Source organism: Tenacibaculum mesophilum, from assembly GCF_003867075.1.
Classification (GTDB): domain Bacteria; phylum Bacteroidota; class Bacteroidia; order Flavobacteriales; family Flavobacteriaceae; genus Polaribacter; species Polaribacter mesophilus.
The window spans coordinates 2,250,566-2,275,642 of the sequence record NZ_CP032544.1 but is presented as its reverse complement, the minus strand read 5'-3'; the positions used below and the strand labels follow the sequence as shown (position 1 = coordinate 2,275,642).

Annotated in this window: 23 protein-coding genes; 8 read left to right on the top strand and 15 right to left on the bottom strand. The window is 31.8% G+C overall.

The window, feature by feature from the left end; translation table 11 throughout:
- Positions 1 to 12 precede the first annotated feature (12 nt).
- Positions 13 to 873, top strand: coding sequence for an ATP synthase F1 subunit gamma (gene atpG, locus D6200_RS10285; protein WP_073182426.1), 861 nt, complete (start codon positions 13 to 15; stop codon positions 871 to 873).
- A 37-nt stretch (positions 874 to 910) separates the two neighbouring features.
- Here the strand turns inward: atpG and D6200_RS10280 are convergent, their stop codons facing one another.
- Positions 911 to 1,774, bottom strand: coding sequence for a hypothetical protein (locus tag D6200_RS10280; protein ID WP_073182427.1), 864 nt, complete (start codon positions 1,772 to 1,774; stop codon positions 911 to 913).
- A 196-nt stretch (positions 1,775 to 1,970) separates the two neighbouring features.
- Between D6200_RS10280 and D6200_RS10275 the strand changes: the two genes are divergently transcribed.
- The gene (locus tag D6200_RS10275; RefSeq protein WP_073182428.1) at positions 1,971 to 4,664 is read left to right on the top strand and encodes an Ig-like domain-containing protein; all 2,694 of its coding nucleotides are present in this window, start codon (positions 1,971 to 1,973) and stop codon (positions 4,662 to 4,664) included.
- Between the two features lie 49 nt (positions 4,665 to 4,713).
- Here D6200_RS10275 and dxs read toward each other — a convergent pair whose 3' ends face one another.
- Positions 4,714 to 6,483: a 1-deoxy-D-xylulose-5-phosphate synthase gene (gene dxs, locus D6200_RS10270; protein WP_073182429.1), complete on the bottom strand. Its 1,770-nt coding sequence runs from the start codon at positions 6,481 to 6,483 to the stop codon at positions 4,714 to 4,716.
- A gap of 38 nt (positions 6,484 to 6,521) precedes the next feature.
- Here dxs and rsmI point away from each other — a divergent pair, with 38 nt between their 5' ends.
- Positions 6,522 to 7,193: a 16S rRNA (cytidine(1402)-2'-O)-methyltransferase gene (rsmI, locus tag D6200_RS10265; RefSeq protein ID WP_047788156.1), complete on the top strand. Its 672-nt coding sequence runs from the start codon at positions 6,522 to 6,524 to the stop codon at positions 7,191 to 7,193.
- Between the two features lie 33 nt (positions 7,194 to 7,226).
- On the opposite strand, the gene D6200_RS10260 is transcribed toward rsmI, so the two are convergent.
- Genes D6200_RS10260 through D6200_RS10250 form a run of 3 tightly spaced genes read right to left on the bottom strand, consistent with a single transcriptional unit; the run spans position 7,227 to position 8,943 of the window.
- A complete protein-coding gene (locus tag D6200_RS10260; RefSeq protein ID WP_073182430.1) occupies positions 7,227 to 7,925 on the bottom strand; it encodes a hypothetical protein in 699 nt (232 codons plus the stop codon).
- Positions 7,926 to 7,927: 2 nt separating this feature from the next.
- On the bottom strand, positions 7,928 to 8,593 hold the full coding sequence (locus D6200_RS10255; RefSeq protein WP_047788158.1) for a hypothetical protein: 666 nt from the start codon (positions 8,591 to 8,593) through the stop codon (positions 7,928 to 7,930).
- Between the two features lie 11 nt (positions 8,594 to 8,604).
- A complete protein-coding gene (locus tag D6200_RS10250; protein WP_047788159.1) occupies positions 8,605 to 8,943 on the bottom strand; it encodes a PadR family transcriptional regulator in 339 nt (112 codons plus the stop codon).
- Between the two features lie 146 nt (positions 8,944 to 9,089).
- Here D6200_RS10250 and D6200_RS10245 point away from each other — a divergent pair, with 146 nt between their 5' ends.
- The gene (locus D6200_RS10245; protein ID WP_073182431.1) at positions 9,090 to 10,133 is read left to right on the top strand and encodes a ferredoxin--NADP reductase; all 1,044 of its coding nucleotides are present in this window, start codon (positions 9,090 to 9,092) and stop codon (positions 10,131 to 10,133) included.
- A gap of 21 nt (positions 10,134 to 10,154) precedes the next feature.
- Positions 10,155 to 10,832, top strand: a complete 678-nt coding sequence (locus D6200_RS10240) for a LysE family translocator (protein WP_047788161.1) — start codon at positions 10,155 to 10,157, stop codon at positions 10,830 to 10,832.
- On the opposite strand, the gene mgtE is transcribed toward D6200_RS10240, so the two are convergent.
- The 5 genes from mgtE to D6200_RS10215 all read right to left on the bottom strand — a co-directional run bounded on the left by mgtE (position 10,829) and on the right by D6200_RS10215 (position 15,435).
- A complete protein-coding gene (mgtE, locus tag D6200_RS10235) occupies positions 10,829 to 12,178 on the bottom strand; it encodes a magnesium transporter (RefSeq protein WP_073182432.1) in 1,350 nt (449 codons plus the stop codon). The genes D6200_RS10240 and mgtE overlap by 4 nt on opposite strands.
- An 87-nt stretch (positions 12,179 to 12,265) precedes the next feature.
- On the bottom strand, positions 12,266 to 13,069 hold the full coding sequence (gene rsmA / locus D6200_RS10230) for a 16S rRNA (adenine(1518)-N(6)/adenine(1519)-N(6))-dimethyltransferase RsmA (RefSeq protein ID WP_073182433.1): 804 nt from the start codon (positions 13,067 to 13,069) through the stop codon (positions 12,266 to 12,268).
- 11 nt (positions 13,070 to 13,080) lie between these two features.
- A complete protein-coding gene (locus D6200_RS10225; protein ID WP_047788164.1) occupies positions 13,081 to 13,269 on the bottom strand; it encodes a hypothetical protein in 189 nt (62 codons plus the stop codon).
- Positions 13,270 to 13,271: 2 nt separating this feature from the next.
- Positions 13,272 to 13,601: a DUF4286 family protein gene (locus tag D6200_RS10220; protein ID WP_047788165.1), complete on the bottom strand. Its 330-nt coding sequence runs from the start codon at positions 13,599 to 13,601 to the stop codon at positions 13,272 to 13,274.
- A 58-nt stretch (positions 13,602 to 13,659) separates the two neighbouring features.
- Entirely contained in the window at positions 13,660 to 15,435 is a 1,776-nt protein-coding gene (locus D6200_RS10215) for a tetratricopeptide repeat protein (RefSeq protein WP_073182434.1), read from the bottom strand.
- 177 nt (positions 15,436 to 15,612) lie between these two features.
- Between D6200_RS10215 and D6200_RS15320 the strand changes: the two genes are divergently transcribed.
- Entirely contained in the window at positions 15,613 to 15,756 is a 144-nt protein-coding gene (locus D6200_RS15320) for a hypothetical protein (RefSeq protein ID WP_164505161.1), read from the top strand.
- Positions 15,757 to 15,847: 91 nt separating this feature from the next.
- Here D6200_RS15320 and serS read toward each other — a convergent pair whose 3' ends face one another.
- From serS to D6200_RS10200, 3 genes are all read right to left on the bottom strand, one after another.
- Complete coding sequence (serS, locus tag D6200_RS10210; protein ID WP_073182435.1) at positions 15,848 to 17,122, bottom strand: serine--tRNA ligase; 1,275 nt, start codon at positions 17,120 to 17,122, stop codon at positions 15,848 to 15,850.
- Between the two features lie 66 nt (positions 17,123 to 17,188).
- On the bottom strand, positions 17,189 to 17,416 hold the full coding sequence (locus D6200_RS10205) for a helix-turn-helix domain-containing protein (RefSeq protein WP_047788168.1): 228 nt from the start codon (positions 17,414 to 17,416) through the stop codon (positions 17,189 to 17,191).
- Positions 17,417 to 17,573: 157 nt separating this feature from the next.
- A complete protein-coding gene (locus D6200_RS10200) occupies positions 17,574 to 18,512 on the bottom strand; it encodes a bifunctional riboflavin kinase/FAD synthetase (protein ID WP_047788169.1) in 939 nt (312 codons plus the stop codon).
- Between the two features lie 193 nt (positions 18,513 to 18,705).
- Between D6200_RS10200 and D6200_RS10195 the strand changes: the two genes are divergently transcribed.
- Positions 18,706 to 21,444 carry a TonB-dependent receptor gene (locus D6200_RS10195; protein ID WP_125064412.1) on the top strand — a complete coding sequence of 913 codons (2,739 nt, stop codon included), beginning with the start codon at positions 18,706 to 18,708 and terminating at the stop codon, positions 21,442 to 21,444.
- A 10-nt stretch (positions 21,445 to 21,454) separates the two neighbouring features.
- Positions 21,455 to 23,104 carry an SGNH/GDSL hydrolase family protein gene (locus D6200_RS10190; protein WP_047788171.1) on the top strand — a complete coding sequence of 550 codons (1,650 nt, stop codon included), beginning with the start codon at positions 21,455 to 21,457 and terminating at the stop codon, positions 23,102 to 23,104.
- A gap of 29 nt (positions 23,105 to 23,133) precedes the next feature.
- Here D6200_RS10190 and D6200_RS10185 read toward each other — a convergent pair whose 3' ends face one another.
- A complete protein-coding gene (locus tag D6200_RS10185) occupies positions 23,134 to 23,361 on the bottom strand; it encodes a hypothetical protein (RefSeq protein WP_047788172.1) in 228 nt (75 codons plus the stop codon).
- A 97-nt stretch (positions 23,362 to 23,458) separates the two neighbouring features.
- A complete protein-coding gene (locus tag D6200_RS10180; protein WP_047788173.1) occupies positions 23,459 to 25,006 on the bottom strand; it encodes a glycine--tRNA ligase in 1,548 nt (515 codons plus the stop codon).
- Positions 25,007 to 25,077 lie beyond the last annotated feature (71 nt).

Genomic DNA, 25,077 nt, shown 5'->3' with positions numbered 1-25,077 from the left:
AAGTTCAATTAAATGGCAAACTTAAAAGAAATACGTAACAGAATTACTTCGATTAAATCAACAATGCAGATTACCTCTGCCATGAAAATGGTATCGGCTGCAAAGTTGAAAAAAGCTCAAGATGCAATTACAGCAATGCGTCCGTATTCATCTAAGCTTACCGAATTATTACAAAGCTTAAGTGCTACATTAGATAGCGATGCAGGTGGAATATATTCAACAGAAAGAGAAGTAAATAAAGTATTGTTAGTTACTATAACTTCAAACAGAGGTTTATGTGGAGGTTTTAATTCATCTATCATTAAAGAAACAGTTAAAACAATTAACGAGAAATATAATAATACTGCTGTTGAATTATTAACAATTGGTAAAAAAGGAAACGATATTCTATCAAAAGATTACACCGTTGTAGAAAATAGAAACGATATTTTTGATAACTTAACTTTTGATAACGTTGCTGAAGTTGCTGAACAGTTAATGAATTTATTTGTAGATGGTTCTTACGATAAAATAGAAATCATTTACAACAGATTTAAAAATGCAGCGACTCAAATACCACAAGTAGAACAATTCTTGCCAATTCAACCTATAGAAGGAGAAACAAATGCTAATTTAGATTATATTTTTGAACCGTCTAAAGAGGAGATTATTTTAGAATTAATTCCTAAGTCATTAAAAACGCAATTATACAAAGCAATTCGTGATTCATTTGCTGCCGAACACGGTGCTCGTATGACTGCAATGCATAAAGCAACAGATAATGCAACAGAACTACGTGATGAGTTATTATTAACTTATAACAAAGCACGTCAAGCTGCAATTACAAACGAGATTTTAGAAATAGTTGGTGGGGCAGAAGCTTTAAATAACTAGAATAATATTTTCAATCATTTAAAAGGTCAAAGCTTATTTAAGTTTTGACCTTTTTGTTTTCTAAGCTATTCTTATATAGATATAAGTATACTAATAAAGGAACCAACCCGTGAGGAAGCCTATATATTGTTAAGTATAAGTATTGGTGCATAATACTCAAAGAAAAATCATAGTGAAAAGCGCTAAAAATTCTAGCCAAAGCAGTTACACCCCCCCAAAAACAAGCATATAGCAGGACTGGTTTTGAAAGTTTGGGAATAAATATAGCAATAGCAATGATAAAATCTAAAACACCAGCTACGAATAATAGGTTTTTAGCCATTTCTTCTTGTACAGGTAAGATGTTTAAGGTCATAGTAACAAAATTACCAGGTAATGGATAAAAAATACCAATAGCGTACATTCCATGACATATAAAAGCTAGGGCGATAAAAACTTTAAGATAAAAAAGTAAAAGAAGTGCGTTTTTGTGTTTTAAGAAATATAATAAAGCAATAGGAACTCCAAACTGAATAGTGTGCTCAAAAAACATTATAAGGTGAAAAAACTTATTCTTGGTAATCATTAAAGCTAAAAAAATTAAACTTACTGCACCTAATTTTAAGATACAACGCATCCATTTTTTTGAATTTTCATTTATTATTATTGAAATGATTGCACATACTAAGTATAAAACACCAATACTTCTAGTTAAAATTTGGATAGCTAAATCTGTATTTAGGTTTGTAACATACGACTGCCAACTAATGTCAAAAACAAAATTAATCACAGGTTCTAATAAGTGTTGGTCCCAAAAGAAACTTCTGTATGGAGCATCCCAAAATAAATGCTGGTAAGCTCTACCGAAAAAAATAAAAAAAGAAGAAATTTTTAAAAAAGAAAGAAGGGTTTTAGTACTCATAAAGTAAGGTTTAAACAAAAGTAAAAATAGAGGATATCTAGTTTGTTAAAATAAGATTAGTAAACTATAAAAGAATAGTTAGGTTAATGTTAGTCAGGTTATTATATAATTAATTTTAATAAAAACAAACGATTAACTTGAAAGGTAAAAAATATATTTGTGATAACTAACTAGTAAACTTAAAAGCCCCCTCACCATGAAAAAAATTATTTTAACACTGTTATTTTTAGCAGTTTTTAGTACTTACGCCTCTAATGATAAGTACCGATTAATCATCACAGACAATCCAGCAGCAACTATAATGATTGGTTGGAACCAAATTTCAGGATCTAACCCAATTGTATACTATGGAACGACTGATAATGGAACTAACTGGTCAAATTATCCAAACTCTAAATCTGTAGACCGTTCAGTTTCTTATAAAGGAATGAGTAATACTTTTGCTAAACTAACGGGTTTGAGTCCTAACACAAACTATTATTTTGTAATTAAAGATAGCCAAGGGGTGAGTAGTCGATTCTGGTTTAAAACAGCTCCAAGCACCAATGATAAAATGTCGTTTATTGCAGGAGGAGATTCAAGAAACAATAGAACACCGAGAAGAGATGCTAACTTATTAGTTTCTAAATTAAAACCAACTGCAGTGTTTTTTGGAGGAGATATGACTAATGGAGACTCTAGCTCTGAATGGCAAGATTGGTTTAACGATTGGCAATACACAACAGCAAGTGACGGAAGAATGTTTCCTATTGTACCAACAAGAGGAAATCACGAAGGCTCAAATAATAGTATTTATAACTTGTTTAATGTTCCTTCAACGAGTGTTTATTACGATATCACATTTGGAAATAACTTGTATACAATTTATACATTGAACTCTGAGATTTCTGCAGGAGGGAGTCAGTATTCATGGCTAAGTCAAAAGTTGAATGCTAATAACTCTATTTGGAAGTCGGCTCAATACCATAAACCGATGCGTCCACACGTATCATCAAAATCAGAAGGAAATGATGAATACGCTAGTTGGGCTCAATTATTTTATGACAAAGGAGTGAACTTGGTATTTGAATCAGATTCTCATACAGTAAAAACTACATGGCCAGTAAAACCTTGTTCCAGCGGAAGTAATTGCGATGAAGGCTTTGTTAGAGACGATGTAAACGGAACCGTTTATGTAGGAGAAGGTTGCTGGGGAGCACCTTTACGCTCTTCGAATGATTCAAAAAACTGGACGAGAGATGCGAGTACCTTTAATCAATTTAAATGGATTTTTGTTGAAGAATCTAAAATAGAGGTTAGAACGATTAAGGTAGATAATGCGAGTAGTGTAGGTTCAGTTTCAAATCAAAATCCATTCACAATACCCTCTAATTTAGATATATGGAACCCATCTAACGGAAGTGTAGTAACAATTATAAGTAGTAATGTTAGCTATCCAGAAGTTACAATTACAAATCCATCATCAGGCGCATCACATACCGTAAACACTCCAGTAACAATTTCTGCTACTGCAACCGATAGTGATGGAACTATTTCAAGTGTTAAGTTTTACGTAAATAATACTTTAGTAGAAACTGATATGAGTACTCCTTATTCTTATAACTGGACACCAACAAATAATAACCAATCATATACTATTAAAGCAATAGCAACAGATAATGATGGATATGAAACTACTTCTGAAGAAGTTTTAGTTTTTGTAGGAAACGTTTCTAAAACTGTTACTTCAACAATCAATAGTACCAATGATGATGCTGAACAATATGAATCGTCAGGGCAAATGTATATGAACAGTTCTGATTTAGAATTGGTTTATGATGGAAGCTCAAAAGGAAACCAGCATGTAGGAATGCTATTTAGAAACTTAAATATACCTGCAAATGCTACGATAACGAATGCGTATATACAATTTACAACAGATGAAACAAATTCAGGAAGCACATCATTAACAATCAAAATTCAAGATTCGTCAAATGCACCAGATATTACTTCTCAAAGCTATAATATAACTTCAAGAAGTTATTACAGTCAATCGGTTGCTTGGAATCCTAGTTCTTGGAGTTCTGTTGGAGCATCTGGAACAGCACAAAGAACTCCTGATTTAAAATCACTGGTACAATACGTTGTGAACAAGTCCAATTGGAGTTCTGGTAACTCTATGATGTTTTATATTTCTGGAACAGGTGAACGAACGGCAGAATCATATGATGGAAGTAGTGCTAGTGCTCCAAAATTGATGGTTACTTATAGTACAGGATCTCCTGATAATGGTGGAGGAGAGATTCCAGAATGTGAGGATATAAACGTAACAATTACTTTTGATAAATATTCTTACGAAACTTCTTGGACCTTGAAGGATAACAATGGACAAACAGTGATAAGCGGAGGTGATTATACTCAAGGAAATGGAGAGTCTATTACTGTGTCAAAATGTATACCTGTAGGATGTTATGATTTTACAATTAATGACGAATATGGTGATGGTATATGTTGCAGTTATGGAAGTGGTTCATATGAAATAACAAATAGCAAAGGTGACGTATTAGCTTCAGGAGGAAGTTTTGGCTCATCTGAAACCAAACAAGTTTGTTTGAATACTTCTACTGCTGCAAAGGAGCAATTAAGAAGTAAAAAAACAGAAGAAACAAACAATTCAGAAATGAGTATTTATCCAAACCCAGCTGTTGATAGGATTTATATTAAAGGAGGAAAGAATACATTTTTATGGATTGCAAAAATAGTAGACGTATCAGGAAGAAAAGTAATAGAAATACCTGTAATTAATAACTCAATAGATGTTTCTACAATTTCAAATAACTCAATTTATATTGTTGAAATATATGATGAATTAGGACAAAAGAAACTTTCTGAAAAGATAATGAAGAAATAGATTTTGAAATAAAGAGTTAAAAAGCGAACCAAGTTGGTTCGCTTTTCTTTTATAATAAATCTTGAATTGTTTTTTTAATTGAATTAACATTTATTCCACAAACTTCTTGTAATTGTTGAATCGTACCGTGATGTATAAACTCATCAGGAATTCCTAATAGTTTCACTTTTCCTTGGTAGTTTACTTCGGAAGCATATTCTAATACTTCACTTCCAAATCCACCTTTGATAGTGCCATCCTCAACAGTGATAATGGTATCAAATTTGTCGAAAATAGTATCTAAAAGTTGGGCATCTAAAGGTTTTACAAAGCGTAAATCGTAATGTGCAACCAATTCTTTATTTTCAAGCTGATTAACCGCTTCAGAGATATTATCAGCAATAGTTCCTACAGACAACACAGCTACTTGATTTCCTTCTTTTAAACAAGCTCCTTTTCCTATTTCAATGTTTTCAAAAGAAAGCTGCCATTGTTCTAGTTTTCCCTTACCTCTTGGGTAACGAATTGCAACTGGATGCTCTAACCCTTGTTGAGCGGTAAACATCATATTACGCAACTCAATTTCGTTACGAGGAGCAAATATAATTAGGTTAGGTATACAACGTAAATATGCCAAATCAAAAACACCGTGATGTGTTGCTCCGTCTTCACCTACTAATCCAGCTCTGTCTAAACAGAAAATTACAGGTAAGTTTTGTAGAGCTACATCGTGAATTACTTGGTCGTAAGCCCGTTGTAAAAAGGTAGAATAAATATTACAAAAAGGAACCAATCCTTGAGTAGCCATACCTGCAGCTAAGGTTACAGCATGTTGTTCAGCAATACCTACATCAAATGTTCTATCAGGAAACTCTTGCATCATAAATTTTAACGAACTTCCAGTTAACATAGCAGGCGTAATTCCTACGATTTTTTCGTTTTGTTGTGCTAGTTCAACAATGGTTTTTCCAAAAACATCTTGAAATTTGGTGTATTTACTTTCTTCTTTAGGTAATACATCCCCAGAAACTTTATCAAATTTTCCAGGAGCATGATATTTTACTTGATCTTGTTCTGCTTGTCGTAACCCTTTTCCTTTGGTAGTAATTACGTGTAAAAATTTCGGACCTTGAATCTTTTTTAATCGATCTAGTTCACGTAGTAACTCTTCAAAATTATGTCCGTCTATAGGGCCTGAATAATCGAAGTTTAATGCTTCAAAAATATTATGCTGTTCAATCTCTAATCGAGGGGCTTTGATTTTTGTTAGATAATCTTTTAACGCACCTACCGATGGATCAATTCCAATCGCATTATCATTGAGAATAACCAACAAATTAGCATTAGTGTCTCCCGCATGGTTTAACGCTTCAAAAGCCATTCCACTTGCGATAGAGGCATCACCAATCACCGCAATATGATGCTTTTCAATGTCTTGTAATTTTGAGGCAATTGCCATTCCTAAAGCAGCTGAAATAGCAGTAGAAGAATGTCCTACACCAAAAGTGTCGTACTCACTTTCTGAGCGTTTAGGAAATCCTGAAACTCCGCCAAATTGACGATTAGTATGAAAAACGTCTTTTCTTCCTGTTAAAATTTTATGTCCGTATGCTTGATGTCCTACATCCCAAACTAGTAAATCGTTAGGAGTATCAAATAAATAATGAAGTGCTATGGTTAGTTCAACCACACCTAAGCTTGCACCTAAATGCCCTTCTTTTGTGGAAACCACATCAATAATAAACTCACGCAATTCCTTTGCTAGTTGCGGTAGGTTTTCAGGTGTTAATTTCCTTACATCCGAAGGAAAATCAATATTTTTTAACAGCTTTTTTGGCATAGGACAAATGTAAGAAAACTTTGTTGTAGCTTTGTTGTATGAGTAAACTGTATTTGGTACCTACACCGATTGGAAATTTAGAAGATATTACGCTAAGAGCACTCAATATTTTAAAAGAAGTAGACTATATTTTGGCGGAAGATACACGTACAAGTGGGAAGTTGTTAAAGCACTATGATATTGCTACACCTATGCAATCTCATCATATGCATAATGAACACAAAACGGTTGAAACGATTGTAAAACGTTTGCAGAGTGGTGAAACTTTTGCTTTAATTTCAGATGCAGGAACTCCTGCAATTTCAGATCCTGGTTTTTTACTTACCAGAGCTTGTGTACAAAACGATATAGAGGTGAAATGCTTACCAGGAGCGACCGCTTTTGTACCTGCATTGGTAAACTCAGGTTTACCGAATGATAAATTTGTTTTTGAAGGCTTTTTACCTGTAAAAAAAGGACGTCAAACACGTTTACAATTCTTAGCAGAAGAAACACGTACTATGATTTTTTATGAGAGTCCGCATAAATTATTAAAAACGTTAGCAAATTTTGCTGAATATTTTGGAGAGGACAGGCAAATATCTGTTTCTAGAGAATTGACAAAATTGTTTGAAGAAACCAAACGAGGAAGTGTAAAAGAAGTGCTATCATATTATACTGAAAAACCTGCTAAAGGTGAAATTGTTATTGTTGTTGAAGGGAAAAAATAGGTTAGATTTTTGTATTATTTATTTCTTAAATTTTTAATTGTTGGTAAATTTATATTCTGGATACTGTTCTTCGAGAAGTTTTTTAGCTTTATTGGGTATGATTATTAAACTTATGTAACCAATAATAATTGCTAGTGTAGTAACAAAAGCTATGATTACAGAAGTAAAACCACTTAGGTTTTCATATGAACTAGGAGTTATAAATTGAAAAATGTAAAATAATAGAAATACAACATTTCCATGATTTTGAGTTTGTATAATATCCTCCAACATCCATTTTTTTCCTGTTTTTTTGAATTTTACATTTAATTTTTTCCTTTTTTTGAACAACATAAAAAACTCTATTAGGATAACTATAAAGAAAAATCCATTAAATAAATTTTTAGAAAAAGAAAACTGTAATAAAAGATAGAAGCAATAAAACATAGAGAATGTTAATACTATTTTAGGAATAGAAAACCACTGTTTTACAAAACCTAAAATAATTAGAAAATATTTTTTATTCATCTGTTTTTGTTTTTCTTCTACTACATTCATAAATCCAAACACACCAAATTTTTTAAACGATTTATCGCGAGCTTGCTCAAAAGTTAGTGTTGGATTTTCTTTCCAAATTTGTTCAATATCGTTAGCAAGATGGTCTACTAACTCAGTTTGCACATCATAATGCTCAACAAAATGTTGACGTGTAAACTTGTATAATTGTTTTATATGTTGGTCGGTTAGTTGCATAGCTATTGAATTAAATACTGATATTTTTTTTCAATAAAATCTCTTTTTTCTAGAAAACTTTGAGAGAGTAAGTAATTAAAAACAAAAGCAGTTAGATAAACATATATAGCACTTTTTTGATAATTACCATTATAAAAAATATCTAAAAAATTAGGAAAGTTTAAAGCAATAATAATAACAACTGAGCTTACAAAAGAGTAAGTTTTTACAATTTTAAGAAGCTTATATTTCTTTGTGAAATTATAGGAAACATATGACGTATATACAAGATTTAGCATTAATGAACTAAAAATAAAAACAGAAGTTTCTTTAACATATTTAGGACCAAAAAAGAAGCATATAAACGAAAAGAAAAGTATAACGAGTACATTTTTAGGATATATGACTTTTTTTAAGATGTCTTTTAAAATAGTTTTAGTATAATACCAATGTAATTTTTTAGTTTGTTTTTCATATCGGTTTTTTAGAGCTTTTTTTCTGCTCAACATATACTTTATAAAAGGTACTTGAAAACCTTTGCCTTCAAAAAAAGCATTCGTATCTTCAACTGTATTTTCAATATCAGTAGCAATATGATCTACCATTTCAAAACGGATCTCGATATATTCAATTCCTATTCCTTCTAAGAAGATATCTATTCTTTTAATTTGTTCTTTTGTTAATTCCATAGCTAAAAAAATTACTCCAAACTAAACTTAGGATTTACCAATTGTTGCATGGTGTTTAAAAACTCCTGCATTTCAGAAAGACGATTAACTGTTTCTTTTGTGCCGCTTTCCGTGAGTTTATAATATTTACGTAAGCGATTGCCAACTTTAGCAACTTCAACATCCAACAATCCTTCAGCTTCTAATTTATGTAAAGCTGGGTATAAAGCTCCTTCAGTAATTTTTAATTCACCTTTGGTAAGCTCTTTTACTTTTTGTGTTATTTCATACCCGTACATTTTATCATTTTGAGCTAATAATTTTAAAATAATAGTTTGTAATGATCCTTTATATAGTTTTTGATTTCCCATGATTATGAGTTTTCTTATACCTAAGATTTTTAGGTATACAAATATACATAATTTACTTATGTATGAAAATCTTAAATGTACTTTTTGTAAAACCCTAACTTTTGTTCGTGTTGAGTTTGTTATTTTTGCTGTTCAAATTAGACTACATGAGTACTTTTTATAAATTAACAATAGAAGAAATAATAAAAGAAACAAAAGATGCTGTTTCAATACTTTTTAATGTTCCTGCAGATTTAAAAAGCAAGTTTCAATTTATAGCAGGACAATACATTACTTTAAAAACAATAATTAAAGGAGAAGAAGTTCGTAGAGCTTATTCTATATGTGCTGCACCGAAAAGTAATCAACTAAAAGTAGCAGTAAAGGCTGTTGAAAACGGGAAATTTTCAACATTTGCAACTACTCAATTAAAAAAAGGAAATGAATTAGAAGTAGCAGCTCCTGAAGGAAAATTTATATTAACTCCTGAAAACAACAAAAATTATATTGCTTTTGCAGCAGGTAGTGGTATTACCCCTGTGTTATCAATGATTAAAAGCGTTTTAGAAGATTCATCATCAACCTTTACGCTAGTTTATGGTAACAAAAGTATTAATGATACTATTTTTTATAATGATTTAAATTTATTACAACAAGAGTATCCTGATCGATTTAATTTACATTACGTGTATAGTAGAGAGCGTAAAGAGAACACATTGTTTGGAAGAATTGACAAAGGACACATAAACTACTTTGTAAAGAATCTTTATAAAGAAGTAGTATTTGATGAAGCTTTTTTATGTGGACCAGAAGAAATGATTAAGATAGCTTCTGAAACACTTAAAGAAAATGGTTTATCAAAAAGCGCCATTCACTTTGAATTATTTACAGCTTCTACAGCTGAGGAAAATACAGATTTAATAAAAGAAGGAGAAACAGAAATTAAAGTAGTATTAGATGATGAAGAGACTAGCTTTACAATGAAGCAAACAGATACTATTTTAGCTGCAAGTTTACGAAATAAATTAGATGCTCCTTATTCTTGCCAAGGAGGTGTTTGTAGTAGTTGTATTGCAAAAGTTACAGAAGGTAAAGCTGTTATGACCAAAAACTCTATTTTAACTGATGATGAGTTAGAAGAAGGTTTAATACTTACTTGTCAAGCGCATCCTACGACGCAGAAAGTTGTAGTAGACTTTGATGATGTATAAGTAAAACCGTAACTTTATAAAATGGATTTTTACGACTTTAAAAACGCCTTCTTTGTTGGTGTTTTCATGGCTTTTATGATAGGGCCAGTATTTTTTATGCTCATTAAAACAAGTATTTTAAAAGGTGCTCGTGCGGCAATAGCCTTTGATATAGGTGTGATCTTAGGTGATATTTCATTTATGTTAATAGCCTATTTTGGAAGTAGAAGTCTGTTGGAAAAAATAAAAGATGATCCACGCTTGTTTCTTATTGGAGGATTGGTGCTTATTATTTATGGGTTAATTACTTATTTAGATAAAAATAATAAGAAAGAAGCAGAAGCTCCTGATGTTGTTTTACCAGAAAGCAATAATTATTTAAAGCTTCTTTTTAAAGGTTTTTTCCTAAATTTTATAAATATAGGTGTATTAGCCTTTTGGCTTGGTTTAATCGTGGTTATAGGACCAACATACGATATGAATCCTAAGTACTTAGTTTGGTATTTTGGTACTGTAATAGCAGGCTACGCAATTACAGATTTAGGAAAAATATTACTTGCTAAACAATTAAAAAGTAGGCTAACTCCATTAGTTATTTATCGAATAAAACGAGGAATGGGAGTATTGTTAATTGTTTTTGGTGCTGTATTAATGCTAAAAGGATTTATTCCTGAAAGTAAGATTGATAACCTGATAGAAAAAGTAGAATCAATAGATTAAAAACCAATAATTATTTTGGCTATTGAAAAGTAGATTAAGATTCCAAAAATATCATTACTTGTTGTAATAAAAGGTCCTGTAGCAATAGCTGGATCTATGCCTCTTTTATCTAAAAATAAAGGAATAAAAGTACCCACTAAACCAGCAACAATAATTACTGCAAATAAAGAAGATGAAATAGCAGAGGCAATTGTTATGTCTCCTTTCCAAACCCAAATAAAGAAAAACAAAATAATAGCTAAAACAAGTCCGTTTACAGCAGCTAAAGACATTTCTTTTAATAACCTATTAGTAACACTTCCTTTTACATCATCATTAGCTAAGCCTTGAACAATAATGGCAGAAGATTGTACCCCTACATTACCAGCCATAGCAGCAATAAGAGGTGTAAACATAAAGAGAACAGCATTATCTTCTAAAGCACCTTCAAAAAAACCCATAATTCTTGCTGCTCCAATACCTCCAATTAAACCTAAGAATAACCATGGTAATCGAGCTCGCGTTAATTGTAAAATGCTATCTTCGGAGTCAACATCTTGAGTAATACCTGCGGCTAATTGATAATCTTTTTCAGCTTCTTCTTTAATTACATCAACAATATCATCAATAGTAATTCTACCTACCAAAACACCTAATTCATCCACAACAGGAATAGCTTCTAGGTCATATTTACGCATGATGTTAGCTACATCTTCGGCATCGTCGTGTACATGAACAAAATCTACTTTTGGAATGTAGACATCTGAAATTTTAGAACGAGTAGATGCCATTAACAAGTCTTTCAAAGACAAACGTCCTTTTAGCTTACCTTCATCATCAACTACATAAATAGAATGAACTCTAGTAACCTCTTCTGCCTGCAGTCGCATTTTTTTAACACAAGTAAGCACATTCCAATTCTCATTAACTTTTACAAGCTCTTTTGCCATTAAACCCCCAGCAGAGTCTTCATCATAACGAAGTAGCTCTACAATTTCTTTAGCGTGCTCTCTGTCTTCAATTTTTTGAATAACAGCTTGTTTTCGCTCTTCAGGAAGTTCGGCAATAACATCGGCAGCATCATCGGTATCAAGTTCATTAACCTCTTCGGCAATTTCTTTGGCAGAAAGTTGTTCAAAAACTTTTTCACGAACCCCTTCATCAACTTCCATTAATACATCTGAAGTTGTTTCGCTATCTAATAAACGTATAATGTAAACTGCTTCTTCAAAAGTGAGTTCATCTAAAACTTCAGCAATATCAGCATAGTGAATATCTGAAAAAACTTCAGAAAGAGCTGTGTCTTTTTGTTGCTGAATCAGTTCTTTTACGTTTTCTAATAAGTCTTTTGTGATTTCTAGTGCCATTACTTGCAATTTTGCTCGATTATCGAGGTTTTGAATATGTTGAAATCTAATTCAAAAAGAAGACTTGTTCTTGTCTAAAAAGGACTCTTAACTATTATTTTGAGCTATTTTTTGTGTCAACTCAATGAATTTTTGCACCGATAATTGTTCGGGACGCATCGCAAATATAGGGTCTTCTTTTAAGGTATCCGAAAGATTAAAAGATTTTAAACTGGAACGTAACATTTTTCTTCGTTGATTGAAAGCTGTTTTTACCACTCTAAAAAATAATTTTTCATCAACAGGAAGTGTATAGTTCTCTTTTCTGATAAGTCTAATAACTCCAGAATCTACTTTTGGTGGTGGATTGAATACAGAAGGAGGTACGGTAAATAAGTATTCAGCATTGTAAAAAGCTTGTGTTAATACCGAGAGTATTCCGTAGGTTTTGCTTCCTTTTTTTTCTGCAATTCGTTGAGCAACTTCCTTTTGAAACATTCCTGAAAACTCAGGAACAAATTCGCGGTTTTCAATAGCTTTAAAAACGATTTGAGAAGAAATGTTATAAGGAAAGTTACCAATAATGGCTACTTGTTGCTTATCAAATATTTTGGTAAAGTCTTTTTTTAAAAAATCACCTTCAATAATGGTAAACTTCTCTTTTGAAGTGTCTAACTTAATATGTTCAACAGGAAATGTTTCTTGTAAATAGGTTACCGATTCTGAATCTAGTTCCATTACGGTAACCTTAGTTTTTTTTTCTAATAAATACTTTGTTAAAACCCCCATTCCAGGACCAATTTCTAATACATTATTGTATCCGTTTTCAGTTAAAGTATCAGCTATTTTTTTTGCAATGTTTTCATCGTTTAAAAAATGCTGTCCTAAATGTTTTTTAGCTCTTACGGTCATTTTTATTGTATCTATTTGGTTGGCGATTTTATTGTTAACGCTATAAATGTTAGTCCAAAACCTATCCCACTAATTACTCCACTAATGGTTTCCCAAGGATTATTTTCATAAGTGCAATACCCCATGACTCCACCTAAAGTTGCTATGAGTATGCCTATTATTATAAGTAGTTTTTTCTTTTGATAGATTTTTTCTTGCATCTCTAGTTACTATTCACTGTAGGATAAAATTCATTTACTATTTTCAATTCAGTTCGAAAAGCAAGCATTTTATCAGCAAACTTTTTTAATCCGTCATTACGTAGTTTGTCTGCGCTATATTTATAATAGTTATCTAAATCTTCACGTGTTTTCGCGGTATATTGAATAGAGTAGGTAATACCTCCCATTTCTTCCTCAACCAACACTTGTGTCATTTTAGCACTTAAAAAGTGTCCTGTAGCTAATACTTCAGGTATATGGCTTTCAATCCATGTTAACCATTCTGCATGTATACTTTCGTCTATATTTATTGTTACATTGTATATGTACATTTCTTTTAATTTGGAAGTTTGAAAATAAAGTAATTGATAAATTTTCAAACTTGGTTTATTAAATATCGTCTCCTCTTAATTTTCTAAATTTTTTTCGAGCTTCTACTAGGTAGATACTCGACGGGTGGTCAAAAATAATCTTTTGATAGTATTCTTTAGCCTTTTCTAAGTTATTTAATTCGTTATTATATAATTCAGCCATGTGATAATATACATCGTCAACGTAAATGCCTTTTTTATCTAGGGCTATTATTTTAGTGTAATTTAAAATAGCCTTATCATATTGTTTCTTTTTAACAAATAATTGAGCTTGTTTAAATAAGGCTTCATCTTCAATAGGTTGCCCACTGTAATTAGTAATTATATTACTTAAAATAGCTATTGCTTCGTCATTTTTATTTTGATAAGCTAATAAATCAGCTTTCGCATATTCTTTTAAACCTGTACCAATGCTATCTTTAGGCTCGTTATCTGAAATTGTTAAGAACAAATCGGCAGCATCATTGGCAATAAGCTGTGTAGCAGATCCTTTTAGAACTTTTAGTTGAGCTTTTGCCCAAGTAAAATCATTTTTAAAGTAGGAAGCTTGCGCTACTTTAAAGCGGGCTTCTTGACCTATGTAATTATTTTTGAACAGTGTTTGAACTTGAGAAAAATAAATTAGCCCTTTGTTAAACTTACCCATATAAACAAAAACATCACCAAGTTTAAGTTTTATAGTTGCTTTTATAAATTTTGAATTGGTAAAGTTTAAGGCATTCTTTAAAATGATAGATGCTTCTTCTGGATTGTTTTTTGTAAAGGTTAAGTAATTAGCATACTCTATTTGTGTGAAAAGTGTTTTTGAGTTAATTCCGTATTCTTTGAAGATGGAATTAAAACGCTCCTCTACATCAGGTTGTTTTGTCTCAATTGCTATTTTTAGGTTGTTGTTTATGGCATTGAACTTATCTCTTGGGTAATTCGTTTTCTCAATAATAAGATCAAAGCACTCTTTTGCAGTTTCATAGTCTTTATTCTCTAAAGCTATTTTACCTAAATCATTAATTTTACCCAAATTATCAGGGTTTCTTGCAAGTAATGCTTTGTTTTGAATAAGGGCTTTGCTGTATTGCTTTTGCCTAATAAATAACCAAGAAAGTAAATCGTTCCAAATATCTTTGGGGTTACTTATCGACTTTCGTAATAGCGCTTTTTTAAACAAAATGTTATTTTCCTCTTCGCTATCATCAGTTAAATATTTACCAGCATAACGTTTTACATTGTTGAGGTAGCCTTCGTTTTTATCAACCAGATCAATATACGACTTGAACATTTGTTCAAAATCTCCTTTTTCACCATAAATTTGTGCTAATTGAAATCCATAATTAGCTTTTGGGTTAATTTCCATTACTTTATTAAAAGCTTCAATAGCTAAATCTAACTTGCTGTAATTTTTAAATAAACCAGCTATTAAAGAACCATAATTAGCTTTTTTATTAATGGACTCAATTGCTTTTTGATAGTATTCATTAGCATCTTCTATTTTTTCTTGTCGTTCACTATTATAACCTAGAATTACATATAAGTAAGATAAATTGGGTCGTTCTTTTAGTTTTTGAGTGAGTAAATTTTCAGCAGCTATAAATTGTTCTGTTTCTTGATAACAAGTAATTAGTTTTTTTAAATAGGTTGTATTATAGGGGCTTTGATCATACAGCCTTTTGTATAATTGAATGGCTTTTTCATACTCATTATTTCTAAAATAATTTTCAGCAATAATAAACTCATTTTGTTGTGCGTGACAAAATAAGCTTAAAATGAGTAAATTAAATAGAATAATGATTTTCTTCATTTTGGAAAAGTTTAAGCGTTTTGCTTTATGTTTAATTCAGCTAAGAGCGGTTTTATCTACCAAAAATACAGAACATAATTGTTAAAATACTATTAAAAGAGATGCTTTTTTAAATAGAAGTGTAACATTTTGGCACGAACTTTGTCTTATTAATAAAACAACTAAACAGTGTAAACTATGAGAAATTTTACGACACAATATGAGTTAGCAAAGCAGAATGCAAATGAATTTATGAGAAAAGGGCAAATACCTCAGTATTTTGAAGCTTTGTTAGAAATGAATAAATACAAGAGATTAATGGTAGCAGTAGTTGCCAATTAAACATATTTTTTTCAATGGGGATTGATTAATTAAAAATCCCAAGCATCGTAATTGAGGCTTGGGGTTTTTTCATTTTTTATATTATAATTGATTAATCAATTATATCAAAACCACAATAAGGAACTAGTACTTCAGGAATTTTAATTCCATTTTCAGTTTGGTAGTTTTCTAAAATACCAGCCAATACACGAGGTAAAGCTAAAGAACTACCATTTAGTGTATGTACTAATTGACTTTTACCTTCTTTATTTTTGAAGCGTAACTTTAAACGGTTTGCTTGAAAAGTTTCAAAATTTGAAGCAGAACTAATTTCTAACCAACGCTCTTGTGCTGTTGAGTATAATTCAAAATCGAATGTTAAGGCAGAAGTAAACCCTGTATCTCCACCACATAAGCGTAAAATACGATATGGTAATTTTAACTCACGTAAAATATCTTTAATGTGTTCTACCATTCCGTTTAAAGCATTGTATGAATTGTCAGGGTGCTCAACACGAACAATCTCAACTTTATCAAATTGATGTAAACGATTTAATCCACGAACATGCGCTCCATAACTTCCTGCTTCTCGACGAAAACAAGGAGTGTAACCTGTAACTGTAATAGGTAAATCAGCCTCTTTAACTAAATCGCCTCTAAACATATTAGTTACTGGAACCTCAGCAGTAGGAATCAAATATAAGTTATCTCCAGTTACATGGTACATTTGTCCTTCTTTGTCAGGTAATTGTCCTGTTCCAAAACCAGAAGCTTCATTTACTAAATGAGGAACCTGTACTTCGTTATACCCAGCAGCGGTATTTTTATCTAAAAAATAGTTGATTAAAGCACGTTGTAAACGAGCTCCTTTTCCTTTATAAACAGGAAAACCTGCACCCGTAATTTTAGCACCTAAATCAAAATCAATAATATCATATTTCTTCGCTAATTCCCAGTGAGGTAATGCATTTTCTCCTAAATTAGGAACAATACCTTCTTTAAAAACTTCTTCATTATCTTCTTCATTCTTTCCTGCTTTTACTGATGGGTGAGGAATATTAGGGATTTGATATAATAATTCGTTTAATTTCTCTGCAGCTGAATTTAATTCTTCTGTTAACTGTTTAGATTGCTCTTTTAATTCACCTGTTTTTGCTTTTAGTTGATTTGCTTCTTCAACTTTACCAGACTTAAAAAGCCCGCCAATTTCTTTGGATATTTTGTTAGATTCAGCTAAAATAGTGTCTAAAGAAACTTGTGTAGTTCTACGTGTTTCATCAGCAGTTAATACTTCTTCAATAATTGTTTCGGCATTAGCAAAATTACGTTTTGCTAATCCGTCTAAAACAGTTTGTTTGTTTTCTCTAATAAACTGAACCTGTAACATCTTTTTAATTTTTTAAGAAAAGCAAAGATAAAAGAAGCTATAGACTTAAGCAATGTGTTTTGTGTACTAAATTTCTTCGAGCATTACAAAGAAGTCAGATAAAGTAATATTAAAATAGTCGCATATTTTTTGAAGAGTGGTGATAGTAACATTTGTTTTTCCTTGTTCTATTCTAGCTAGGTGTATTCCAGTATCAATATAAAATTCACTTGAAGTAATGTGGTATTCTTCTCTTAAAGCTTTTACACAAAGTGCTACCTTTTTTAAAGTAACCTCTTTTTTTGACAGCATCATTCTTTTTTTGATACAAATTCTTAAAAACATATGAAATACATAATGACATACTTGTCATTATATAGGGGTTAAAAAAATTAACTTTGCGTGTAGTTACGTCAATAATACTAATTCTAAAAATATTTGAAACCGGGGGGCTTTAAGTATAGTTTTAAGGTTAGGGTTTGACGTAACTTTTTAGAAAAAGTAACGAATTCTGTTTATCTTTTTTCAGTTGAGAAATTAAACAAGAAACAGAATCAAATTTTTGTTCATTTCTTAAATAGTAAAGTAATTCAATAGTTAATTCTTTACAATATAGATTTTGGTTAAAATTGAAATAGTGTACTTCAATTGTTTGGTGTTCACCGTCAACTGTTGGTCGATTACCAATATTCATCATTCCATAAATAGTAGTGTTTTCAATAATAGATTTTATTATATAAACACCTGTTTTAGGAATTAATTTATAATCTTCAGGGATATCAATATTTGCGGTAGGGAAACCTATTTTTCCTCCTAGTTGTTTGCCATTCACAACTTTTCCAGTAAGAGAAAAATTATATCCCAAGTAATTATTAGCTGTTTTTAAATGCCCGTTAGCAAGAGCTTTTCTAATTTTGGTAGAACTAACTGATACATCATCAATATCTTGAGCGGGAATTTCTTGAACAGTAAAATCATATAAATGAGAATACTCTGTTAATTGTTCAATATTACCTTCTCTATTTTTACCAAAATGGTGATCGTAACCAATAATCAGTTTAGAAATATTTAGTTGATTAACTAAAATATCACGAACAAAATCTAAAGCGGTAAGTCTTGAAAACTCTTTACTAAAAGGATGAATTATTAAATAATCTAACCCTAATTTTTCTAGGTGTTGAGCTTTTTCGGTAATAGTATTGATTAACTTAATAGAAACATCTTTTTGTAATACCATTCTTGGGTGAGGAAAAAATGTTAGTAACACCGACTTTTTATTACTAGCTTTTGCTTCACTAACTAACTTTTCAATAATCTTTTGATGCCCAATATGCACTCCATCAAAAGTACCGATGGTGATTATTGTTTTTTGAGAAGGGTTAAGGTCAAAAAGAGAATGTATAACTTCCAAGATAACTAATAAATTTAAGCAAAAATACAATTTGTATGAGATGATAAATAATAAAAATTTAAATAAAATGTAAAATTTGTTTTTGGTAAGTTTTTCGATGTATAATTAGTATAATTGTAAAAAAACAGGGTAAATATTCTGTAAATGAAAAAAAATTGTATTTTGCACTACAGTTAACAAATTACTTTACATTATGATGAAAAAACTATTACTTGTTGCATTTGTGCTATTTGGTACAGCAATAATGGTTGCTCAAACTACTATTACAGGTACGGTTAGTGATGCTTCGCTTGGCGGACCATTACCGGGAGCAAACATTAAAGTTTCGAGAAAGACAGTAGGAACGTCTACTGATTTTGATGGTAAATTTACAATGACGGTAACAGATACTCCTCCGTTTACTATTGAAATTTCTTCCTTAGGGTATCAAACAAAAACAGTTGAGATAACAAAAAACAACCAAGTTGTTGAAATTAGCTTAACAGAAAACGCAACCTCTTTAGATGAGGTAGTTGTATCAGCTTCAAGGACTCCAGAACGAGTTATGGAATCACCTGTAACAATTGAGCGTTTTGATTCAAGAGCAATAAAGAATACAGCTTCTGCTTCATATTATGATGGATTAGAAAATTTAAAAGGAGTTGATATTAACTCAGGAGGCTTAACATTTAAAACAGTAAATACACGTGGTTTTGCTACCTTTGGTAATGAGCGTTTTGTACAGTTAGTTGATGGTATGGATAATGCTTCACCAGCATTAAATTTTGCCATAGGAAACTTATTGGGAATCTCTGAAGTAGATGTAAAAAGCGTTGAAATTTTACCAGGAGCAGCTTCAGCTTTATATGGAGCTAATGCTTTTAACGGTATTATGTTAATGCGTAGTGAGAACCCGTTTAACGAGCAAGGTATTAGTGTTGGTCTAAAAACAGGCTTAACAAGTCAAGAAGCAGCAGGAGATAATGGATATTATGATGCTACAATTAAAATGGCACATGCTTTTGATGATTATTTTGCAGTTAAAGCTAGTTTTTCTTACTTAAAAGGAGAAGAATGGCATGCAACTGATTACAGAAACACAACAGGTATCGGTGGTACATATATTCCAGGTATGAATCATACTGATGATCCAAATTATGATGGAGCAAATATATATGGAGATGAAGTATCTGTTAATTTAGGAGGAGCAATAGGAAATGTTAGTAGAACAGGGTATAGAGAAGTAGACTTAATGTCTAACGAAGCTAAAAGTGTAAAGTTTAATGGAGCTATTCATTACCGTCCATTGGGAAATGACCGTGTTGAAATAATTTGGAATTCAAAATACGGTACAGGTAATACCATTTATCAAGGACAAAACCGTTATAATCTTGCTAACTTCTTTATGGAGCAACATAAACTAGAAGTAAGAGGTAAAAACTTTTTTGTAAGAGGGTATTATGCAGGTGAAGACGCTGGAGATTCTTATGATACTCGTTTTGCTGCAATAAATATAAACAGTAAATGGAAAGAGAACTCAGTTTGGTTTGGAGAATATGCAGCTGCGTATTTAGGATCCGTTCCTGGAGTACAGGCAAGCAATCATAATCAAGCAAGAGCTTTTGCTGATAGGAACAGACCAGAAGCAGGTTCTGCTGAGTTTACAAGACTATTTAATGAAGTAACTGCTGATCCAGATTTAATGACAGGGTCTAGATTTAGAGATAATACAAGTTACTATCATGCAGATGCAAACTTAAACTTACGTGATTACATTGATTGGGCTGAAGTTCAAGTAGGAGGTTCTTACAGGCAGTACAAGCTTAACTCTTTTGGTACTATTTATACTGATAGTGATGGGCCTATTAAATATGGAGAGTACGGTGTATATACACAAGTTCAGAAGAAAATGATGGATGACCGTTTGAAGTTTACAGGATCTATCCGTTATGATAAGTCTGATAATTTTGATGGAAATGTTACACCAAGAGTCTCTTTAGCCTATGCAGCAGGAGAAAACAAGAACCATAACTTTAGAGCGTCTTTCCAAACAGGTTTCCGTAACCCAACTACCCAAGACCAGTATATTGGTTTGGCAACAGGAGCAGGCTTTATTTTAGGAACAGCTCCTGACAATATTGATCGTTTTTCAACTGCTGTTCAAACAACTACAGGAACATTTACTTTAACGGGTCAAGATGCTCTTAATAGAGGGTATTCTGCTGCTTCAATTAGTAGAAAAGCGAATGAACCAAATAATCCAAATATTCCTGATCCTACATTAGTTAAGACAGCTTTAGTACAGCCAGAAAAAGTTAAATCTTTTGAAGTTGGATATCGTGCGGCACTTCCCTTAGGAGAAAACAAACTATCTATTGATTTTAGTACATATTATAATATGTATTCTGACTTTATTTCTAATAAAGATGTAGTTGTACTAGTAGACCCAAATACGCCAGCTACCATAAATAACTTAACTAATAGAGACTTAGTAAGAACATTTAGTGTAAAAACAAATTCAACGGCAGATGTTAATTCTTATGGAGTAGGGTTAGGATTAAACACAAAAGTATTTAACGGGTTTGATGTTGGATTAAACTATACATGGTCTAAGTTTGATTTTGATCAAGCTTCTGATCCTGATTTTGAAGCTGGATTTAACACACCAGAGCATAAAGTAAAAATGCAATTTGGACATACAAATTTATTTGAAAACTTTGGATTTAATGTAAGTGCTCGTTGGCAAAATGAATTTTATTGGCAGTCTACTTTCTTAGAAGGAACAATTGAAGAAAGAACAGTTCTTGATGCTCAAATTAATTATTCTGTTCCTTCAATTAAATCAGTATTTAAAGTAGGAGGATCTAATTTAACAGGTGAAGAATACTTAAGTGCGCCAGGAGTAGGAGCTGTAGGTTCTCAATATTACATTTCTTGGACTATCAATAACTAAAAAAGAAACAATGAAAAATACAATTAAATATACTTTTTTGTCTGCGTTATTTTTAGGGTTAGCCGCCTGTGACGTAGATAATACATTACCTGAGATTAAAGGAGAAGCGGAAAACAATGTAACACTAGAAGCTGGTAGTGTAGATTTTTCTAAATATGTAGCAGTAGGAGCCTCTTTTACAGCAGGATTTTCAGATGGGGCTTTATTTAAATCTTCTCAAGAAAACTCTTTTCCAAATATTTTAGCTAGTAAATTTGCTATGGTTGGTGGAGGCGATTTTACACAACCTTTAATGAATGATAACATAGGTGGTTTTTTAATAGGAGGAGAAGAAAAAGGAGAGCCAAGGTTTTATTTTAATGGTGATGGGCCAGCAAGGTTATCAAAAACACCTACAACAGAGATAAGTAATATACAAACGGGACCATATAATAACATGGGAATCCCTGGGTTAAAAAGCTTTCACCTAGGAGTAGAAGGTTATGGAGCATTAGCAGCTTTACCAAATGCAAACCCTTATTATGTAAGAATGGCATCTAACCCTATGGCAAGTGTTATACAAGATGTATTAGTACAGCAACCAACATTTTTTACATTATCTGAAATAGGAGGAAATGATGTTTTAGGATACTCTATAGCTGGTGGTGTAGGAGAAGATCATAATGAAACAGGAAACTTAGATCCAACAAGTTATGGAGCAAATGATATTACTAATTCAAATCTTTTTGCTTCTGTTTTTTCAAGTACCGTTGATGCTTTAGCAGCGGGAGATAGAAAAGGAGTCGTAGCTAATTTACCTTATATAACATCGTTACCTTACTTTACAACAGTTCCTTATGCGCCATTAGATCCTAGTAACCCTGATTTTGGAGCGCAAATACCAACATTAAATAATGTTTTTGGGGCTATTAACGGAGTTTTTGAAGCAATTGGTGTTCCAGAAAGATCAATTGTTTTTACCACAGATGCTGCAAATGCAGTTGTAATTAAAGATGAGTCTTTAGATAATAAGACAGCTCAAATTGTTGGAGCTTTATTAGCAAGTCCTACTTTCCCTCCTTTTGTGGCAAGTTTTGGATTACCTACTGATGCAACTACATTACAAAAAGTAGCAGGTTTATTAGGTACTTATTACGGTCAAGCAAGACAAGCAACAGAAGAAGACTTATTAGTATTACCAAGTAGTGCGATTATAGGTGAAGTTAATACAGATTCAGTTGCGTTTTTAATGTCACAAGGTTTATCACAAGAACTAGCAGGAATGTTTTCTGTAGAAGGAGTTTCATTACCTCTTGAAGATAAATGGGTATTAACAAAAGATGAGGTAAGTAGAGTTAAGAATGCTACGGATTCTTATAATGCAACTATTAAATCGGTGGCTGAAGCAAAAGGGTTGGCTTTTGTAGATTTTAAAGCTATTTTACAAGAAGCTTCTACTACTGGATTAGAGTTTGGGAATTATAATATGAATACTAGTTTAGTAACAGGTGGTTTAGTTGGTTTAGATGGAATTCATTTAACAGCTAGAGGATATGCGTTAATGGCTAATAAAATGTTAGCTGCTATTGATGCTACATACGGATCTAATTTTACCTTAGGTAAAGACGGTTTAGCTAAACCAGATGATTACCCAACAAATTACTCACCTACCTTACAATAGAGAGCAAAATAAAGTAAAAAAGCTGAAGATTAATCTTTAGCTTTTTTTTTGTCTTTATCAGAGTTGATAATATATTTTTTATACTTACCATCTTTATATCTATAGTAGATAAATAAAGGCATTAATATAAAAGACATGTATAAAACACCTAGTCCTATTACTACTTGTGCTTTAGGGTGCTCTGTGTTTAAAAGGTAAGCACCAGTTATCATCCAAAGTAAAAAGATGATGAATAATATTTTAAGTATAGTTTTCATTCGTATTTATTTCAAGAGAAGTTATTTACTATTGCAAAAGTAAAAATCCTAAACAGTTACGTTTAGGATTCTTGCTTTATTTTGACGTTTTTTAGATTTATGCTTCCGTTTTTTGTAACCAAGAGCGTACATCTACCTCTTGTTTAATAATATTGCTTAAATCTTCTATTTTAACTCGTTTTTGCTCCATAGTATCTCTATGACGAATGGTAACAGTGTTGTCTTCTATAGTATCATGATCTACCGTAATACAGAAAGGTGTACCAACAGCATCTTGACGACGATACCTTCTTCCAACAGCATCTTTTTCATCATAAACAACATTGAAGTCCCATTTTAAATCGTTAACAATTTTACGAGCGATTTCTGGTAAACCATCTTTTTTAACTAATGGTAAAATAGCTGCTTTGGTTGGTGCCAAAACTGCAGGCAACTTTAAAACAGTTCTTGTTGAACCATTTTCTAGCTCCTCTTCTTGTAAAGAGTTAGAGAAAACAGCTAAGAACATTCTGTCTAAACCAATAGAAGTTTCAATTACGTATGGTACATAACTAGTGTTGTCCTCGTGGTCAAAGTACTGTAGTTTTTTTCCAGAGAATTTCTCATGTTGACTTAAGTCAAAATCAGTACGAGAATGGATTCCTTCTAATTCTTTGAACCCAAAAGGAAATTTAAATTCAATATCAGCAGCGGCATCAGCATAATGTGCTAATTTGTCATGATCGTGAAAACGATAATTTTCTTCTCCCATTCCTAAAGACATATGCCACTTTAAACGAGTTTCTTTCCACTTTTCATACCATTCTTTTTGAGTTCCTGGCTTTACAAAAAATTGCATTTCCATTTGCTCAAACTCTCGTTGTCTAAAAATAAATTGGCGCGCAACGATTTCATTACGAAAAGCTTTACCAGTTTGTGCAATTCCGAAAGGAATTTTCATACGTCCAGTTTTTTGTACATTTAAGAAGTTTACAAAAATACCTTGTGCAGTTTCAGGACGTAAATATACTTGCGTTGAACTATCTGCTGACGCTCCTAATTGCGTTCCAAACATTAAATTAAATTGCTTAACTTCTGTCCAGTTTTTAGAACCAGAAACAGGACATGTAATGCCTAAGTCTATAATTAAATTTCTAAACCCTTCTAAATCGTTTTCTTCTTGAACTCTAGTTAATTCAACTGTTATCTCGTCAATTTGTTTTTGACGTCTTAAAACATTAGGGTTTGTACTTCTAAATTCATCTTCATTAAAAGCTTCACCAAAACGTTTTTTTGCTTTGGTTATATCTTTTTGAATTTTTTCGTTGATTTTTTCTCTAAAATCTTCAACTAAAACATCAGCTCTATAGCGTTTTTTAGAGTCTTTGTTATCAATTAAAGGGTCGTTGAAAGCATCAACGTGGCCTGAGGCTTTCCAAGTAGTTGGGTGCATTAGTATTGAAGCGTCAATACCTACAATGTTTTCATGCATTTGTACCATTGCTTTCCACCAATAATCACGAATATTCTTCTTTAATTCTACTCCGTTTTGAGCATAATCATACACTGCGCTTAAACCATCGTAAATTTCAGATGATTGAAATACATAACCGTATTCTTTTGCGTGTGATAATACTTTTTTAAATTGATCTTCTTGTTTTGCCATATTGCAAAAATAAAATAAGGATTTAAACTAAGGGTATGGAAAAAGAAAAAAGTGAAGAATAAATTAAGCTC